This is a genomic window from Streptomyces sp. NPDC042638 (genome assembly GCF_040647235.1).
GTDB lineage: Bacteria > Actinomycetota > Actinomycetes > Streptomycetales > Streptomycetaceae > Streptomyces > Streptomyces rameus.
Genome location: NZ_JBEZBT010000013.1, coordinates 34,637 through 51,341, shown reverse-complemented (window position 1 = coordinate 51,341; position 16,705 = coordinate 34,637). Strand labels below are relative to the sequence as shown.

The following is a 16,705-nucleotide window of genomic DNA, read 5'->3' as shown; positions in this document are numbered from 1 at the left end:
CGAAACCGCCGGTCCGGTCCGTGGCCGCCGCGGACGGCTGCCACCATGCGGCCGGTGGTCGGCGGAGAGCGGTGGCCCGGTCCGTGGCCGCCGCGGACGGCTGCCAGCATGCGGCCGGTGGTCAGCGGAGACCGACGGCTCGGTCGGCGGCCGCCGCGGACGGCTGCCACCACGTGGTCACCGGCTCCCAGACGAGCACCTGCCGTCCGGTGCCGAGCTGCGCGGCCGTGAACGAACGGCCCCAGTGCGCCGCCGACGCCGCCACCGTGACGGAGTCCGTCCGGCGGGCCTCGGGGTCCGCCGGGTCGGCGATGGTCCGGACGTCGGCGTGGGCGGTGCCGCCCGCCGCGAGCCGGTAGCTGCCGGCGCCGCCCTCGGGCACGGGCAGCGCGGCCCCGTCCAGGTCACCGAAGGTCACCGTGGGCACGCGGTCGACGACGCAGGCACGGGCGCCGCGGTTGGTGACGTCGACCCGCAGTACGGTCGGGTCGCCGGCCGCGGCCTTGGCCCGCACCGAGAGCGACCGCTCCGCACAGCGGACGGACCGGTCGTGGCCGGTGGCGGCCTGGCTCTGCGGCGCGGTCAGCAGCAGGGCCGCCGCTGCGGCCGAGGCGGCGGGTACGGCGATGGCGGCGCGGATGCGCATGAGGATCTCCCCCTGTCGTGGGCGTACGGGATACGTCGGTCGGCAGGCGCCTGCCCAGTGTGACGACCGGTACGCCAGGGAGGTTGCCCCGGTTCACGGCTGTTACCCGGATGCGCCGCTTCCGTCACCGGCCGCCGGGAGGCGGACCCTTCAGTCGGTGCCGCCCGGGGCGGCGCCCTCGGGGGCCGCGTCCGCGGGACAGGAACTGCCGCTCGCGGGCAGCGTGCCGTAGAGCAGGAAGTCATTGACCTCGCGGTGCACGCACGTGGACGAGGAGTACCCGGTGTGGCCGTCGCCCTTGTTGTCGAGCACCACCGCCGACGGGCCGAGCCGGCGGGCGGTCTCCACCGTCCACCGGTACGGCGTCGCCGGGTCACCGCGCGTGCCCACCAGCAGCATCTTCGCCGAGTGCACGTCCCTCACCCGGTCGCGGATGAAGTCGGTGCCCTTGGGGCGGCCGTAACACATCAGCAGCTGGGTGAGCCGGTAGCGGCCGAAGACCGGCGAGGCCTGGTCGTACGCGGACCGCAGCTCGTCCATGTCCTTGGTGAGCCGTGCCGCGGTGGGCCGGTCGGGGTCGTCCGCGCAGTTGATCGCCATCAGCGCCGCCACGAGGTTGTCCGCCGGGACGTCCTCGGTGTCGACAAGGCCGCCGTCCGTGCCGGGCCGGTCGCCGGGCAGGCCCATGCCGCCCGTGGAGAAGGCCAGGACGCGCCGGGCGTCACCGTCCTCGGTCAGCGAGACCAGTGCGCGCTGCAGCGAGGGCCACAGCTCCTTGCTGTAGAGGGCCTGCCCGATGGCGCCCACCAGGTCCTGGCCGGAGAGCGAGCCGCCCAGGCCCGTGGGCACCGGGTTCTCGTCGAGCGAGCGCACCAGCCGGAGCACCTCGTCCCCGGCCGCGCGCCGGTCCTGACCGAACGGACAGCCGATGTCCGTCGTACACCAGTCCAGGAAGTCGTCCAGTGCCGTCTGCTGTCCCTCGGCGCCCGCCACGCCCTGCTCGGCCAGTGACTCGGTGAGCGTGTCCACACCGTCGAGGACGACCCGGCCGACCTTGCCCGGGAACTGCGCCGCGTACACCGCGCCGAGCCGGGTGCCGTAGGAGAAGCCGAGGTAGTTGAGCTTGTCGTCGCCGAGCGCCTGGCGGATGACGTCCAGGTCGCGGGAGGCGTTCACGGTGCCGATGTGGGGGAGCACCGGGCCGGAGTTGCGGGCGCACTGGTCCGCGGCCCGGTGCAACTGCGCGAAGAGTGCCTGCGGATGGGCGGCGTCGGTGTTCTCCCCCATCGCGGCGGAGGCGTCGTCGGTGCCCTCGCCGCAGCTGACGGGGGAGGAGCGGCCGACGCCGCGCGGATCGAAGGTGACGACGTCATAGCCGTTGGTCAGGTCCATGAACTGTCTGCCGTCGGAGGCCAGCTCGGGTATGCCGGCCCCGCCCGGCCCACCGAAGTTCAGCAGCACCGAGCCCCGTGACGGCCCGGTGGCGCGGTAGCGGGCCAGCGCCACGTCGATGGTGCCTTCGCCGGGCCGCGCGTAGTCGAGCGGGACGGTGACCTTCCCGCACTGCAGGTCTTTCGGCATGTCCGGGCCCTGGCAGGCGGACCAGACCGGCTGCTGCCGGTAGAACCGGGACAGGTCGGGCTGCGGCCGGTCGGCGGCAGCCGCGGGCAGCCCGGCTCCGAGCAGTGCCAGGGCGAGCGCCGAGGCACCCGCGCAGCGCCGCACGGCGGGCCGTGTGGACAGCATGGCCAGCATCGATAGCCTCCCAGGGCGCCCGTCGCGGACCGGGGACGGCGCCTTCGGATCACCATAAGCGGCCCTCGGACGACCCGCCTGCGGGCGAGCGGGACAGCCCCCGCTGTCGTATCCTTCGCACCCGCTGTGTCCCGTTGATGATCATTCAGTGGCTTTACATGCAGTTCGATAACAGTGCCGCTCGATGGGGTGAAAGACCGATTAGCCATAACTCGGATCGCTTCTCCGCCGTTCTACGAGGGGCGGGTGAGTGCCCGCGACGAAGTCTGGAAGGCAGGAAACCCATGAGACGGGCTACCCGAAACGGTGTGATCGCCGTCGTCGCCGCGTCCGGCGCGATGGCTGTGGCGCTCCCGGTGTCCGCCGCCTTCGCGGCCGACGGAGCCGGCGCCGGCGGTACGGCGGCCGGCTCGCCCGGGCTGGTCTCCGGCAACGGCATCCAGCTCCCGGTGCACGTACCGGTGAACGTCTGCGGCAACACGGTCAACGTGGTGGGGCTGCTCAACCCGGCCGCGGGCAACGCCTGCGCCAACAGGGGCGGGGCCACGGCCGACGGCGCGGGGAAGAGCGGACCGGCGACGCCGGGCGGTGCGTCCGCCCACGGCGGTGCCGCGGACTCGCCCGGGGTGATCTCGGGCAACGGCATCCAGCTCCCGGTCGACCTCCCGGTGAACGTCACCGGGAACAGCGTCAACGTGATCGGCCTGGGGAACCCGGCCACCGGCAACCAGTCGGTCAACGGCCCCGGCGACCAGCCGCAGCTCCCGCGCACCCCGGCCCCGAGACCCCGGGCTCCGAAGCCCCAGGCCCCCGCCCGGTCCCACGCCGCTCCGCACGCCGCCTCGCACGCCGTGCGTCCGGCGACGGCCGCACTCGCGCACACGGGCGCGGACCTCACGGTCCCCGCCGTCGCCGGCAGTGCCGCGCTGCTGGTGGCGGGCGCCGGGCTGTACCGCCGCTTCCGTCCCGGCCGCGACGGCTGACCCGGCCCTGCCCGGCCCCACCGGACATGGCCCGGTGGGGCCGAGCGGGCCGTGCCCGGCGGGGCCGTTCCGCCAGGGCCGTTCCGCCGGGGGAGAGGCACGTGGTCCGGGGCCGCCGAGCGCCGGTCCGCCGGTCCGTCTCCTGGCCCGCAATGTGACCCGACTCCGCTCACCGGTTCCGGCGGCAGATCCTGGCTCCGCCGATAGCCGATGGCCGATAGCCGATGGCCGACGGGTCCGACCGGGACCGGGCCGAATCCGACCGGCCGGTCGCGGGGTTCGTGACGTCCCGTCAACTCCCTCGAGAACCGCATACCGCCAGGCGCCGTGTGCATCGGCCGATCTCCCCATGGCGCGGCCCGCGTTGATCCGCGAGGATGCTTCGGGCGGCCCGGCCGAGGGCGCGCCCCGCGACATGGACCCCGACGGAAGACGGAGCGCACCGATGACCTCTGCGGCCCCCCACGACCTCGTCGTCTCGCAGGCCACCCTCGCCGACTGGCCGGTGATCAGCGGGTGGGCGGCGGCGGAGGGCTGGAATCCGGGACTGTCCGACGGGCCCGCGTTCTTCGCCCAGGACCCCGAGGGGTTCTTCCTGGGCCGGATCGACGGGGAGCCGGTGTCCGCCGTCTCCGTCGTCAACCACGGCCCCGACTTCGCCTTCCTCGGCTGCTACCTGGTCCGCCCGGACCTGCGCGGCCACGGACACGGCCTCACCACCTGGAAGACCGCCCTGGCCCACGCCGGCACCCGGACCGTCGGTCTGGACGGGGTCGTCGCCCAGCAGGACAACTACCGGCAGTCCGGCTTCCGGCTCGCCCACCGCACCGTCCGGTTCACCGGCACCGCCCCCGAGAGCGGGACCCCCGCCGGCGTCCGCCCGGCCGGCCCCGCCGACCTGGCCGCTCTCACCGCCTACGACAGCGCCTGCCACCCCGCCGACCGCCCCCGGTTCCTCGCCGAGTGGCTCACCGGACCCGGCCACCGAGCCCTCGTCCGCGAGGACGGCGGGCGCCTCACCGGCTACGGCGTGCTCCGCCCCGGCCACGACACCCTGCGCATCGGCCCCCTTTTCGCGGACACCGCCGAGGACGCCCGGGCGCTGTTCTCCGCGCTCACCGCGGGCGTGGCCGGCCGCGAGGTGGCGATCGACGTGCCCGAGCCCAACGCGGCCGGTGTCACCCTGGCCGAAACGGCGGGCCTGCGCCCCTCGTTCGAGACCGCCCGCATGTACACCGGCCCGGTTCGCGCGTACGCCAGGGAGCGGGTGTTCGGCGTCACCACACTCGAACTCGGCTGATCCGCAGACAAGTCAGGTGGCCCACTCGACCGCCCAACGGGCCGCCTCGAACCCCCGATGCCCGCAACGGCCCCCGCCGGCAGCCCGTCGCCCGGGTCACGGTCCTGCGTCCGTACCCTGCCGCCCCGGACACCAGGGCGAACCCGATGGGCTCGTCACAGGTGCCCGGTGCCCGGTGCCCGGTGCCTTCGCGCCGTCGGCTGCACGCGGCGGTGCGGATGTCCGGGCTCAGCGTCTTGCGTCATCGGCTCGCCCCCGCGCCGCGTGCTCTCCGGCCGGGCGGATCTCGGTCACCGGAGGCGGCCCGGCCGGGTCCCTCGCCTCCGGGGCCACGGAGCGTCGGCCGGGTGGGAAGGCGTGCCGACGGCCCGCCGAGACCGTCGCGAGTGCCAGCAGGACCGGCACCAGCGCGGTCCACGGCAGCGCTCCGGCGCCCAGCGACTCCAGCGTCAGGCCGCCGGTGAACGAACCGGCGGCGATGCCCGCGTTGTACACCGTGGTCTGCAACGAGGTCGCCGCATCGGCGTCCGCGGGCCCCGACGCGTCGACCAGCGCGGTCTGGATCAGCGTGGGCGCCCCGCCGAAGGCCACGCCCCACAGCGCGACCGCGGCGACCAGCGGCCCGCGCGCCCCGGCCGCCAGGCCCAGGACCAGCAGCACGCCCGCGACCAGCGCGAGAGCGGCCAGCAGCGTGCGCCGCGGGTACCGGTCGATCAGGACGCCGGTGAGCCAGATCCCGCCCACCGTGGCGGTGCCGAACACCGCGAGCAGCACGTCCGTACGGCCGTACCCGGCATGCGCGGCGAACGGGCCGACGTAGGTGTACATCACCTGGTGCCCCAGCAGCAGGAACAGCGTCACCGACAGCACGGGGCGGATGCCGGGGCGTACCGCGACCCGCACCAGCGGCACGCGCTCGTGCCGCGGCTCGCCGGGGAAGCCGGGCACCCGGAGCCGTACCCAGCCCACCAGCAGCACGGCGAGCAGGGCAGGCGCGCCGAAGGCCGCCCGCCAGCCCACCACGCCCGCCAGCGCGGTGCCGGCGGGCACCCCCAGCGCCAGCGCCAGGGTGATCCCGGCCAGCACCACCGCGATGGCCCGGCCGCGCCGCTCGACGGGCACCATGCGGGCCGCGTAACCGGCGAGCATCGCCCAGAGCGTGCCGCCCGTCGCCCCCGCCAGCAGCCGGGCCGCGACGGTGAGCGGGTACGACGAGGACAGCGCGACCAGCGTGTCGCTGACGGCGAACCCCAGCAGCGCACCGCACAGCACCGGCCGCCGGGGCAGGCCGCGCAGTGCCGCGGTGACCGGGATCGCGGCCACGAAGGAGGCGGCGGCGTACGCGGTGACGAGGAAGCCGACGCGGGACTCGGCGACCCCCAACGGAGGTGCCATCTCGGGCAGCAGGCCCGCCGGGAGGAGTTCGGTCAGTACGGCGGTGAACGCGGCGCAGGACAGGGCCAGCAGCCCCGACCATGGCAGGCGACCGCCCTTGACCTGGGAGGACAGGGTCATGCGACCATGGTGGAAGCCTCACATCAGTGTGAAGGTCAAGGGCGGACCCGGGAGGCCGGCATGCGGATCGGTGAACTGTCCCGCCGTACCGGCGTTCCGACGCGCCTGCTGCGCTACTACGAGGAACAGCACCTGCTCCACCCGGAACGCGGCGGGAACGGCTACCGCAGCTACCCCGAGTCCGCGGTCGCCCAGGTCCAGCAGATCCGCGGCCTGCTGGACTCCGGGCTCACCACCGCGATGATCCACGCGATCCTGCCCTACCTCTGCGGGAGCAGCCGTCTCGTGCCGGCACCCGAGAGCGTGCCGCCGGAGACGGCCGCGCTGCTGCAGGAACACGTCGACCGCATCCAGGCCCGCATCGACTGCCTGGCCCGCAACCGCGACCGCCTCACCGCCTACCTGGCGGCGGTACGGCCGGAGAAGCGCTGACTCCCCGGGCGGCCCGGCCGTAAATCCGTTGGCCCGGTCCCGTTCGGCCGTGCTGAAGTGAGCCCGTGGATCACGCAGCCGTACTCGCCCGGTACGACCGGGACATGCGCGAGGGAGCCCGGCCCGACGGGCCCGGCGCCCGGATCGAGCGGACCGGCGGGGTGGTGCGTCAGATCGCGGACCCGCTCGGCTGGAACGGCGTGCTCTGGTCCGGTCTGGACGCGGCCTGCGCCGACCGGGCGATCCGTGCGCAGATCGCGTACTTCACCGGCCTGGACCGGGCCTTCGAGTGGAAGCTCCACGCCCACGACGAGCCCGCGGACCTCGGTGCCCGGCTGCTCGCCGCCGGCTTCCGGGCCGAGCCCGTGGAGACGCTGATGGTCGGGGAGGTCGCCGATCTCGCGCTCGACACCGCACCCCCGGACGGTGTCCGTCTCGTCGAGGTGACCGACGCGGCCGGCGTCGGCCTCGCAGTGGACGTGCACGAGAAGGCATTCGGTACCGACGGAGCCCCACTGCGGCACCGGCTGCTCGCCCGCCTGGCCGCCGATCCCGGCACGGCCGTCGCCGTGGTCGCACTCGCCGGCGCCGAACCCGTCAGCGCCGCCCGCATGGAGCTGGTGCCCGGCACGTCGTTCGCCGGACTGTGGGGCGGCGGCACCGTCGCGGCGTGGCGGGGGCGCGGCCTCTACCGCGCCCTGGTCGGCCACCGGGCCCGCGTCGCCGCCGCCCACGGCTACCCCTACCTCCAGGTCGACGCCTCCCCCATGAGCCGGCCGATCCTGGAACGCCTCGGGTTCCAGGCGCTGAGCACCACGACGCCCCACCTGTACGGGATCTGACCCAGCGGCGGACCCGGGGCCGGCCGGAATCTCTGTTCAGCTCACCGCTATGCCATGTACCTTTCAATCATTCGACGCGTGGAGGAAACCTCCAAGCGGACTCTACGCGCGCAGACTTGGCGCCCGCACCGCCTCTTCCCCACCCCTCATGGAGGTTCGACGGATGCTCGGATCCAGGAGATCCCGCCGCAGACTCACCACCGCCCTGGCCGGTTTCGGACTGCTGCTCACCGGTGCCGCCCTGCAGGTCGGCACCGGCGCCCCCGCCCACGCGGCGACCCCACACCGCGTCCTGTTCGACAACGCCCACGCCGAGACGGCGGGCAACGCCGACTGGATCATCTCCACCAGCCAGCCCGACCCCCTCGGCCAGGACACCTCCCCGTCCGCCGAGACGGACTGGACCGGCGCTCTGTCGTCCTGGGGCGTGGCGCTTCAGCAGACCGGCGACTACAGCCTGAAGACCCTGCCCTCGGGCTCCGCTCTCGCCTACGGCGGGACGTCCGCGACCGACCTGTCGCACTTCGACACCCTGGTCCTGCCGGAGCCCAACACGCTGTTCACGACCGCCGAGAAGACAGCGATCATGAACTTCGTGAAGAACGGCGGCGGTCTGTTCATGATCTCCGACCACACCGGCGCCGACCGCAACAACGACGGCGAGGACGCCGTCGAGATCTTCAACGACCTGATGACGAACAACGGTGTCGACTCCACCGACCCGTTCGGCTTCTCCATCGACTCGCTGAGCATCAGCTCCGACCACCCCCCGGCGATCAGCGACAGCACCGACCCGGTGCTGCACGGCCCCTTCGGCACCGTCACCAAGAGCCTGATCGCCAGCGGTACGACCGCCACCCTCAAGCCCGCCGACAACCCCGCCGTGAAGGGACTGCTGTACCGCACCGGCTACTCCGGCAACACCGGCGCCTTCTTCGCCACCAGCACCTTCGGCAGCGGCCGGGTGGCCTTCTGGGGTGACAGCTCCCCGATCGACGACGGCACCGGCCAGTCAGGCAACACCCTCTACGACGGCTGGCACGACTCCACCGCGACCAACGCGGCCCTCGCGCTCAACGCCACCGAGTGGCTCGCCGGTGCGAGCGCCGGCGGCAGCGGCGGGGGCGGCACGACGCCGTGCACCGCCGCCCAGCTCCTGCGCGACAACGGCTTCGAGTCCGGCGGCGCCTGGAGCGCCACGACCGGTGTGATCACCAACTCCACCGGTGAGCAGGCCCGTTCGGGCTCGTACTACGCCTGGCTCGACGGCAACGGCACCGCCACCACCGACACGCTCTCCCAGCCGGTGACCATCCCCTCCGGCTGCTCGGCCACGCTCAGCTTCTACCTGCACGTGGACACCGCCGAGACCACGACCGCCACGGCCTACGACACCCTCAAGGTCCAGGTCCTCAACGGCTCCGGCACGGTCCTCGGCACGCTGGCGACGTACTCCAACCTCAACGCGGCCTCCGGCTACACCCGGCGCGCCTTCGACCTCAGCGGGTACGCCGGACAGACCGTCACCCTGAAGTTCACCGGCACCGAGGGCTCCAAGTACCAGACCTCGTTCGTCGTGGACGACACCGCGCTCGACGTGAGCTGAGAAGCGAGCGCCGAGTGGGGGAAGCGGGAGCGGGCCGTCAGGGCCCGCTCCCGCCTCCGTCAGGCCGCCGGTACCGTCCGCTCCGGCGTGTTCCAGCCCGAGACCCGCACGTTCGGTGCCGAGCCGTGCAGATCGGCCGTCCGGCTGGTGGCGGTCAGCGTCACCGACTCGCCCGGCCACAGGCTCACCTCGTTGTCCGACCAGCGCACCGGCAGTACGGGCCTGCCCTGGGCGTCCACGAGGTGGACGTCCGTCAGCAGCGCCGGGGTCCTCCCGCTCCCGGTGCGGCGCAGGGTCACCGTCGTGGTCGACGTACCGCCCGACGAGGTGGTGACCGCCGTCGCCGAAACCGGCGCCGGTGCCATCGAGGCCAGCCCCTTGAGGTCGGCGTAGTTCGTCGTGGGCGTGTAGTACCAGGTGGTGCCGTTCCAGTCGAGGGTGTCGGAACCGGTGGAGAGCCAGTACACGTTCCGGCTCACCTCCTCGCCCGCCGCGTCGGTCAGCACCAGCCGGAGCAGGTACGTGCGCGCCAGTCCGCTCACCGGGGACGGCAGGGTGAGCGCGGAGCCGTGGGCGCCGCCCCCCGCGACCGTCATCCCGGTGACGGTCCTGTCGTACTTCTGGGTGCCGTCGGGGTTGAACAGGGTGGCCCGCGCGGTGAGGCCCTGGACACCTCCGGGCCGGTTGTTCACCACGACGACCGAGCGGTTGTCGTAGGAGTACTGGACGTGCAGCGGCTCGTTCGCCTTCTTGGCGCCGAAGTAGGCGCCGTTCTGATCCAGGTAGCGGTCCGTCAGCTGCCAGTGCAGGGAGGTCCAGCCGCTGTTGAACATCCAGTGGATCACCCCGGTGGCGGGCCGGTCCGCGTCGGTCGCGTTGCGGCCGTACGCCTCGAACTGGGCGCGCACGTTCTCGTACTGGGCCAGCTGGGCCTTGCGCACGTAGTCCGTGAGGCTCGTGGGGGCACCGTAGCGGCCGGCGAGGGCCTTGTCGTAGATCTTGAGGGTGCCGAAGGTGGTGGACGGCGAGCGGTGGTACTGCTTCGCGTCGGGATCCTTCCAGAGGGAATCCAGTTCGGCGGGGGTCATCATCCGGCGCAGCGTGTCCAGGGTGGGGATGCTCGGACCCGCGCTGGTCTCGGAGTTGAAGCCGGTGGCCCCGCCCTCACGCTTGGCGTACCAGTAGCCGGGCGGCACCCAGTCGTAGGGGCCCGTCATCTTCATGCCCGACCTGCCCAGCTGCGGGGAGGAGGCGTCGGACGCGGCCGGCACCACGGGGGCGGTCCAGTCGGCCGCCTTCAGCGCGTCCAGGTAGCCCTTCTCGATCGCCGCGTCGGGGGCGGCGTCGCTGCCGATCAGGAAGGACAGCACGCTCGGGTGGTCGCGCAGCCGGGCCGCCTCGGCGGCCATGGAGGCCTTCGCCACGGCGTGGTCGGCGTCGTCCCACGCCTGTCCGGACCCGTCGGGATTGACATCGCCCTCCCACTTGTCGCAGCACTCCCAGCCCGGCAGGGTGAGCACGCCGTGGCGGTCGGCCAGGTCGAAGAACTCGTCGGGCTCCAGGTGGCCTTCCAGGCGGATGGTGTTCAGACCCAGGTCGACGGCGTACTTCAGGCGGTCCTCGGCATAGGCGCGGTCCCAGCGCAGGAACTCGTCCGGGGACCAGCCGCCGCCCTTGACCAGCAGGGCGCGGCCGTTGATCCGGTACTGGCGGGCGCCGGCGGAGTTCAACGGGGCGCGCACGTCCCGGATGCCGAAGGTCTCGTGCGCGGTGTCCGAGGCCGTGCCGGCCACGGTGGCGGTGAGGTCGAGGTCGTACAGCGGCTGGCCGCCCATCCCGGCCGGCCACCACACCCTCGGCCCGTCGAGGTGCAGGCCGGGTGTGTCGGCGGGGGAGAAGGTGACGGTCCTCGTCTCGTGGGCGCCGAGGGACACCGTCCGGCGGAACTCCGTCCCGCCGATGCTGCCGACGACGACCGCCGTGACCGCCGTGCCCGTGTCGTTGCGGGCCTGGGCCTTCACCGTCAGGTCGGCGGTGGCGAGCGAGGGCACGGCCAGTTCGGTCGTCACGTGCGTGTCGTGCAGCGTGACCGGACCGGACCTGCGGACCAGGACGTCACGGACGATGCCCATGTTCCGGTCGGGCGGCGGCTGGAGCCAGTCGAGCCAGCCCATGGTGAGGTCCTTGTTCGGGTCGTTGGGCCGGACCCGGAAGGCGACCGTGTTCGTGCCCGGCCGGACCAGCGAGGTGATGTCCAGTTCGTGGCGGGTGTAGGCGCCCCTGACGTCCGTGGCCGAAGCCGTCCGCCGGCCGTTGACGTAGACGTCGGCGGCCGAGACGACGCCGCTGAAGTCGAGGAAGGTGCGCCGGGCGGTGTCCTCGACAGTGAAGTCGGAGCGGTACCACCAGGGCACATCGAAGTCGGCCCGCCGGATGCTCTGCTGGTTCGTGGAGCGGAACGGGTCGGCGTAGACGCCGTCGGCCAGGAGCGCGGCGAGGACGGTCGAGCGCGGGCCCGCCGGATGCCAGCCGGTCGCCGGGTAGCCGGGGGAGGAGACGGCCGTGGGGGAGTCGCTCACCTTGGCCGTGGACTGGACGGCGAAGCCGGAGAGCGGGGTGCCCGCGCCGGCGGCGTCGGCGACGCGGGTGGTCTCGAAGTGCCCGTGCGGTGCGGCCGGCCGCCGGTCCTCGGCCCAGGCGCCCGAGGTCAGCGTGGCGAGCAGCCCGAGGACGACGGTCGTGGTGGTGTACCGGCGGGCGAGAGCGGGGCGAGGGAACACGCGGGTCTCCAGGCTCGTAAAGTTAGGAAACTTTACTAATCCGGTTCACGCTAGGGTCCGCCCGGAGGCGTGTCAACGACCGTGGCCGTGCCCGGGACCGCGACGGTCAGGTTCCGGCCGTCCGGCGTTCGAACACCAGGTCCCGCGCCGTGTCCAGCGCGGTGGCCACCGCGCCCAGCAGCACGGCGTCCTCGCCGAGCCGGCTCGGCGCGATCCGGGGGCGCAGCGGGGTGAGCGCGCGCACATGCTCGCGCACGGGCCGCAACAGCAGGTCGACGCTGTGACCGACACCGCCGCCGAGCACCACGAGGTCCGGGTCGAGCACGGCGGCGGCAGCCGCCACGGTGTGCGCGATCCGCTCGCCCTCCAGCCCCACCGCCCGCACGGCGTCCGGATGGCCCTGCCGGGCCGCGTCGAAGACGGCCTTCGCCGTGAGCTGCCCGCGCATCCCGAACTCCCGGGCGGCCTCCACCACGGCCACTCCCGAAACCGCGTCCTCCAGCCGCCCGGGCTTGGGCCGGCCGTGCCACGGCAGGAAGCCGATCTCCCCGGCCAGCCCGTGCGTGCCCGTGAACAGCCGCCCCTCGCTGACGATCCCCATGCCCAGGCCGGTGCCGATCATGATGTAGGCGAAGAGCCGGCTGCCCGCCCCGACGCCGAAGGCGTGCTCGCCGAGCGCCGCCAGGTTGGCGTCGTTGTGCACCTCCAGCGGTACGCCCAGCTCCGCGCGCACGCGGTCCACCAGTCCCGCCCGCCCCCAGCCGGGCAGATGCATCGCGTACCGCACCCGCCGCTGCTTCTCGTCGTAGACCCCCGGCGTGCCGATCACCCCGTGCACCACTGCCGCCGGGTCCACGCCCGAGTTCGCCATGACCTGGCGGGCGGTGGTCACGACCAGGTCCGCCAGGGCGGCGGAGGTGCGGGCGCGGTTGCGCACGTCGGCCCGGGCGACGAGGGTGCCGTCCAGATCGGCCAGCGCGACCCGCAGCCAGCCGCGGCCTATGTCCACGCCGAGCGCGTACCCGGCGGCCGGATCGGGGGCGTACAGCACGGCGGTGCGGCCGCGCTCCGGGGCGTGTGTGCCGACCTCGTGCACCAGGCCGGCCGCCGCCAGCGAGGCCAGCGCGCTGGAGACCGTCGGCTTGGACAGGCCCGTCTCCCGGGCCAGCTGGGCGCGCGAGGCGGCACCGAGGCCGCGCAGCCGGTCCAGCAGCAGCCGCTCGTTGGTGCTGCGCAGGCGTCGGCGGCTCCAGGGCTGTTCCTGCTGCTCTACGGCATCGCTGGCGGGCATCGCACCATTCTCGTGCATTCCTGACGCATACTTGACGCCTCTAGTAAGGCTCCTTAACTTTATCCGCCACGTCGGCCCCGCCGGGTGCCGCGGAGCGTCGCGTCAGGAGTCCCCATGTCCGGTAGTCCGCCACCCACGGGTGGTTTCGTCCGCAGTGTCGGCCTGTTCCAGGCCACCGCGATCAACATGAGCCAGATGTGCGGCATCGGCCCGTTCGTGACGATCCCGCTGATGGTCGCCGCGTTCGGCGGACCGCAGGCGGTCATCGGCTTCGTCGCGGGTGCGGTCCTGGCGCTGTGCGACGGGCTGGTCTGGGCCGAGCTGGGCGCCTCCATGCCCGGCTCCGGCGGCAGTTACGTCTATCTGCGCCAGGCCTTCCAGTACCGCACCGGCCGCCTGATGCCGTTCCTGTTCGTGTGGACGGCCATGCTCTTCATCCCGCTGATCATGTCCACGGGCGTGGTCGGCTTCGTGCAGTACCTGGGCTACCTCGCACCCGGCCTGGGGCAGACCGCCGGCGACCTGGTCGGCCTCGGCGTCATCGCCCTGGTGGTGATCCTGCTGTGGCGCGGCATCGAGCACATCGCCCGGATCACCGCCGTGATGTGGACCGTGATGATCGCCGCCGTGGTGCTGGTGATCGCCGCCGCGGCCGGCCACTTCAGCCCCCACATGGCCTTCACCTACCCGGCGCACGCCTTCGACCTGACGAGCGACCACTTCTGGCTGGGCTTCGCCGCGGGCCTGACCATCGGCATCTACGACTACCTCGGTTACAACACGACCGCCTACATGGGCGCCGAGATCAAGGATCCCGGCCGTACGCTCCCACGCTCCATCATCTTCTCGATCCTCGGCATCATGGTGATCTACCTGCTGCTGCAGATCGGCACCCTCGGCGTCGTCGACTGGCACCGGATGACCGACCCGCGGGACATCGCCTCCACCTCGGTGGCCTCGGCGGTGCTGGAGGAGACCTGGGGCAGGGGCGCGGCCGACACGGTGACCGTGCTGATCCTCGTCACCGCGTTCGCCTCCGTCTTCACCGGACTGCTCGGCGGCTCCCGGGTGCCTTACGACGCCGCGCGCGACCGGGTCTTCTTCCGCCCCTACGAGAAGCTCCACCCGGAACACCGGTTCCCGATGCTCGGCCTCGCGACCATGGGCGTGATCACCGCCGTGGGCTTCCTGATCGGCCGCCACACCGACCTCGCGACCCTCATCCAGCTGCTCACCACGGTGATGGTCATCGTCCAGGCCCTGGCCCAGATCATCGCGCTGACCGTCCTGCGCCGACGCCGGCCGACGCTGCCCCGCCCGTACCGGATGTGGCTCTATCCGCTGCCGAGCGTCGTCGCCTTCACCGGCTGGTGCGTGATCTACGGGTACGCCGACGAGAACTCCCCGGGCCGCCGTCCCGTCGAGTGGTCCCTCGCCTGGCTGGCCCTCGGCTGTGCGGCCTTCCTGGTCTGGGCGCGGCTGGAGAAGGTGTGGCCGTTCGGGCCGCAGGAGATCAGCGAGGAGTACGGCGCGGGCACGGCACCGATCGAAGCCGGCCCACCGGTACGACGCCCCTGAGACGAGGTGTCCGCGCTCGGCGCGGTGTGAGCCGTGGTGGGCGAGCGTGGGCCGGTCCGCCCCGGGCGGACCGGCCCACGCTGCTTCTTCCTTCCTTTCCTCGTCTTCTCCGTTACGGCCTGGGGGTGCTCTTCGCCGCCGTACCGGCGCAAACCAGTCCGAGAGCGAGGGCCAAGGCGCCGATGACGACGTTGTTGATGATGACGCCCGCGTCCGGGCCGCGGCCCACGACCCACGGGGCGATGATCATCCAGATGCCCATGGCACACATGGCATAGCTGAGGCCGTACATCCGCTCGGGGGCGCGGGTGAATCCCAGAGCCAGGAGGCCTATCGCTATGCCCACGATCAGGTTGTGGGTCGCGAGCGAGGGCTGGCTCGCCGCGTAGTGCACGATCCATGGTGAGGCGGCACAGTACAGACCGAGCAGGAACACCGGCCCGTCCACGAGCGCCACATCACGGCCGCCGAGCACGCGGGAGTAGCGTTCCCGCATTTCGGAGACATCGGGGTGGCTGGATATGTCGCCCCTGTGCAAGTTGGCCATGAGTCGTCTCCTTCGGCTTCGCGGGTCAGACCGCGTCTGGTTCGATGTGCGGTAAGCACCACATAGGCCATATTGCTCTTATTTCGCCCTTATGTGTAGAGCTGCTCCGTACCGCTCTGCTGTTCCAGATCGAGGCGCAACTGGCGCAGGCCCCGGCGCGCATGGCTCTTGACCGTGCCCAGCGGCCACCCCGTGCGCTCCGCGATCTGGGTCTGGGTGAGGTCCTCGTAGTAGGCCAGGCACAGCACGCGCTTCTGGGGCGCGGGGAGCCGGGCCAGTGCGTGCCCCAGGAAGACGCGGTCCAGGACCGTCTCGGGCCGGCCGGCGGCGGCTTCGTCCGCGGGCAGGGCCGCACCGGCGGCCGCGACCAGCTCGCCCCGGCGCGTCCGTGCGGACAGGGCGTCGGCGATCCTGCGCCGGGTGATGCCGGCGATCCACCCGGCCACGGTCCCGCGCTCGGGCCGGTAGCCGCGGCATCCGCGCCAGACGCCGAGGAAGACCTGCTGCGTGACGTCCTCGGCCTCCGCGGCGTCACCCAGCGTGCGCCACGCCAGTGTGTGCACCATGCGCGACCAACGGCGGTGGACGGCGGCGAGACAGGCCTCGTCGCCGGCCGCCAGGGCCCGCATCAGGTGTTCGTCGGTGAGCGGCTCCGCGGCGGCGGGCCCCGGCGGTGGGACGGTGGCCGGGCCGGCCGTGGTCGCGGCGCCGGAGGCGACAGCGGTCGTGTGCGGGCTCATGACGACGGCTCCTTCGCGTCGGACGGGCCGGCCGGGACGGGTCCGGCGGACTCCCGCCGACACGGCGGTCCCCGCCGTATCCGCGGGCCCCTCGCCACCGCGCCGGACCCGCGGCGACCCTCGCCACTCCGGCGGACCGGGACCTGCCGGGTGTCGTCCCGATCAGCTCGATCGTGCGAGCCGGTACCGTGACGCCACAACTTGCATCGCTTCTGCGTCGTATCGTCGTCGTATGGACACGAGTGACGCCGCGGGGGCGCCGGAGCCCGGTGCCACGGAGCCGGCGCTGACGACCGGGGCGCTGGCCCGCCGGCTCGGTGTCTCGCCCACCACCCTCCGCTCCTGGGACCGCCGTTACGGCATCGGCCCCGCCGCGCGCACCGGCGGCCGGCACCGGCGCTGGGCGCCCGAGGACGTGACGATGCTGGAGACGATGTGCCGGCTGACCGCGTCCGGGGTGCCGCCCGCCGAGGCCGCCCGGGCCGCCCGGGAGCGGGCCGGTACGGCCGTTCCGGGGCGACCGGCCGAACCGCCACCCGCGCCGGGAGGGCCGGCCCGGCCGCTCGGACCGGCCGACGCGCGGGGGCGCGCGGGCGTGCCGGGACAGGAGGGGGAGTCGGGACGGACGGGCGTGCGGGGACCGGAGGGCGTGTCGGTCCGGTCGGGCGTGGCGGGAGCGGAGGGCGTGGC

The 16,705-nt window shown here is 73.3% G+C and carries 13 protein-coding genes and 1 pseudogene; 7 read left to right on the top strand and 7 right to left on the bottom strand.

Features of this window, described 5'->3' with window-relative positions:
• Nucleotides 1-121: 121 nt before the first annotated feature.
• Both AB0B40_RS13680 and AB0B40_RS13675 read right to left on the bottom strand, forming a co-directional pair.
• Nucleotides 122-646, bottom strand: a complete 525-nt coding sequence (locus AB0B40_RS13680; RefSeq protein WP_362263960.1) for a DUF4232 domain-containing protein — start codon at nucleotides 644-646, stop codon at nucleotides 122-124.
• Between the two features lie 150 nt (nucleotides 647-796).
• Nucleotides 797-2,401 (bottom strand): alpha/beta hydrolase, encoded by a 1,605-nt coding sequence (locus AB0B40_RS13675; protein ID WP_362263959.1) that lies wholly within the window; start codon nucleotides 2,399-2,401, stop codon nucleotides 797-799.
• Nucleotides 2,402-2,685: 284 nt separating this feature from the next.
• Here AB0B40_RS13675 and AB0B40_RS13670 point away from each other — a divergent pair, with 284 nt between their 5' ends.
• Nucleotides 2,686-3,384, top strand: coding sequence for a chaplin (locus tag AB0B40_RS13670; protein ID WP_345048691.1), 699 nt, complete (start codon nucleotides 2,686-2,688; stop codon nucleotides 3,382-3,384).
• Nucleotides 3,385-3,829: 445 nt separating this feature from the next.
• Complete coding sequence (locus AB0B40_RS13665) at nucleotides 3,830-4,684, top strand: GNAT family N-acetyltransferase (protein ID WP_345048689.1); 855 nt, start codon at nucleotides 3,830-3,832, stop codon at nucleotides 4,682-4,684.
• Nucleotides 4,685-4,912: 228 nt separating this feature from the next.
• On the opposite strand, the gene AB0B40_RS13660 is transcribed toward AB0B40_RS13665, so the two are convergent.
• Complete coding sequence (locus AB0B40_RS13660; RefSeq protein WP_345048688.1) at nucleotides 4,913-6,199, bottom strand: MFS transporter; 1,287 nt, start codon at nucleotides 6,197-6,199, stop codon at nucleotides 4,913-4,915.
• 60 nt (nucleotides 6,200-6,259) lie between these two features.
• On the opposite strand from AB0B40_RS13660, the gene AB0B40_RS13655 reads away from it, so the two are divergent.
• From AB0B40_RS13655 to AB0B40_RS13645, 3 genes are all read left to right on the top strand, one after another.
• Nucleotides 6,260-6,631, top strand: coding sequence for a MerR family transcriptional regulator (locus AB0B40_RS13655; RefSeq protein ID WP_345048687.1), 372 nt, complete (start codon nucleotides 6,260-6,262; stop codon nucleotides 6,629-6,631).
• 65 nt (nucleotides 6,632-6,696) lie between these two features.
• On the top strand, nucleotides 6,697-7,473 hold the full coding sequence (locus AB0B40_RS13650) for a GNAT family N-acetyltransferase (RefSeq protein WP_345048685.1): 777 nt from the start codon (nucleotides 6,697-6,699) through the stop codon (nucleotides 7,471-7,473).
• Between the two features lie 163 nt (nucleotides 7,474-7,636).
• Complete coding sequence (locus tag AB0B40_RS13645; protein ID WP_362263958.1) at nucleotides 7,637-9,079, top strand: hydrolase; 1,443 nt, start codon at nucleotides 7,637-7,639, stop codon at nucleotides 9,077-9,079.
• A gap of 59 nt (nucleotides 9,080-9,138) precedes the next feature.
• On the opposite strand, the gene AB0B40_RS13640 is transcribed toward AB0B40_RS13645, so the two are convergent.
• Nucleotides 9,139-11,859: an exo-beta-D-glucosaminidase gene (locus AB0B40_RS13640; protein WP_362263957.1), complete on the bottom strand. Its 2,721-nt coding sequence runs from the start codon at nucleotides 11,857-11,859 to the stop codon at nucleotides 9,139-9,141.
• A gap of 106 nt (nucleotides 11,860-11,965) precedes the next feature.
• A complete protein-coding gene (locus AB0B40_RS13635) occupies nucleotides 11,966-13,150 on the bottom strand; it encodes an ROK family protein (protein ID WP_362263956.1) in 1,185 nt (394 codons plus the stop codon).
• Nucleotides 13,151-13,264: 114 nt separating this feature from the next.
• On the opposite strand from AB0B40_RS13635, the gene AB0B40_RS13630 reads away from it, so the two are divergent.
• On the top strand, nucleotides 13,265-14,728 hold the full coding sequence (locus tag AB0B40_RS13630) for an APC family permease (protein ID WP_362263955.1): 1,464 nt from the start codon (nucleotides 13,265-13,267) through the stop codon (nucleotides 14,726-14,728).
• Nucleotides 14,729-14,840: 112 nt separating this feature from the next.
• On the opposite strand, the gene AB0B40_RS13625 is transcribed toward AB0B40_RS13630, so the two are convergent.
• Nucleotides 14,841-15,275 (bottom strand): SPW repeat protein, encoded by a 435-nt coding sequence (locus AB0B40_RS13625; RefSeq protein ID WP_345048678.1) that lies wholly within the window; start codon nucleotides 15,273-15,275, stop codon nucleotides 14,841-14,843.
• An 89-nt stretch (nucleotides 15,276-15,364) separates the two neighbouring features.
• Nucleotides 15,365-15,904 carry a sigma-70 family RNA polymerase sigma factor gene (locus AB0B40_RS13620; protein WP_362264001.1) on the bottom strand — a complete coding sequence of 180 codons (540 nt, stop codon included), beginning with the start codon at nucleotides 15,902-15,904 and terminating at the stop codon, nucleotides 15,365-15,367.
• A gap of 343 nt (nucleotides 15,905-16,247) precedes the next feature.
• Between AB0B40_RS13620 and AB0B40_RS13615 the strand changes: the two are divergent.
• A pseudogene (locus AB0B40_RS13615) lies at nucleotides 16,248-16,514 on the top strand (MerR family transcriptional regulator); the annotation flags it as partial.
• Nucleotides 16,515-16,705 lie beyond the last annotated feature (191 nt).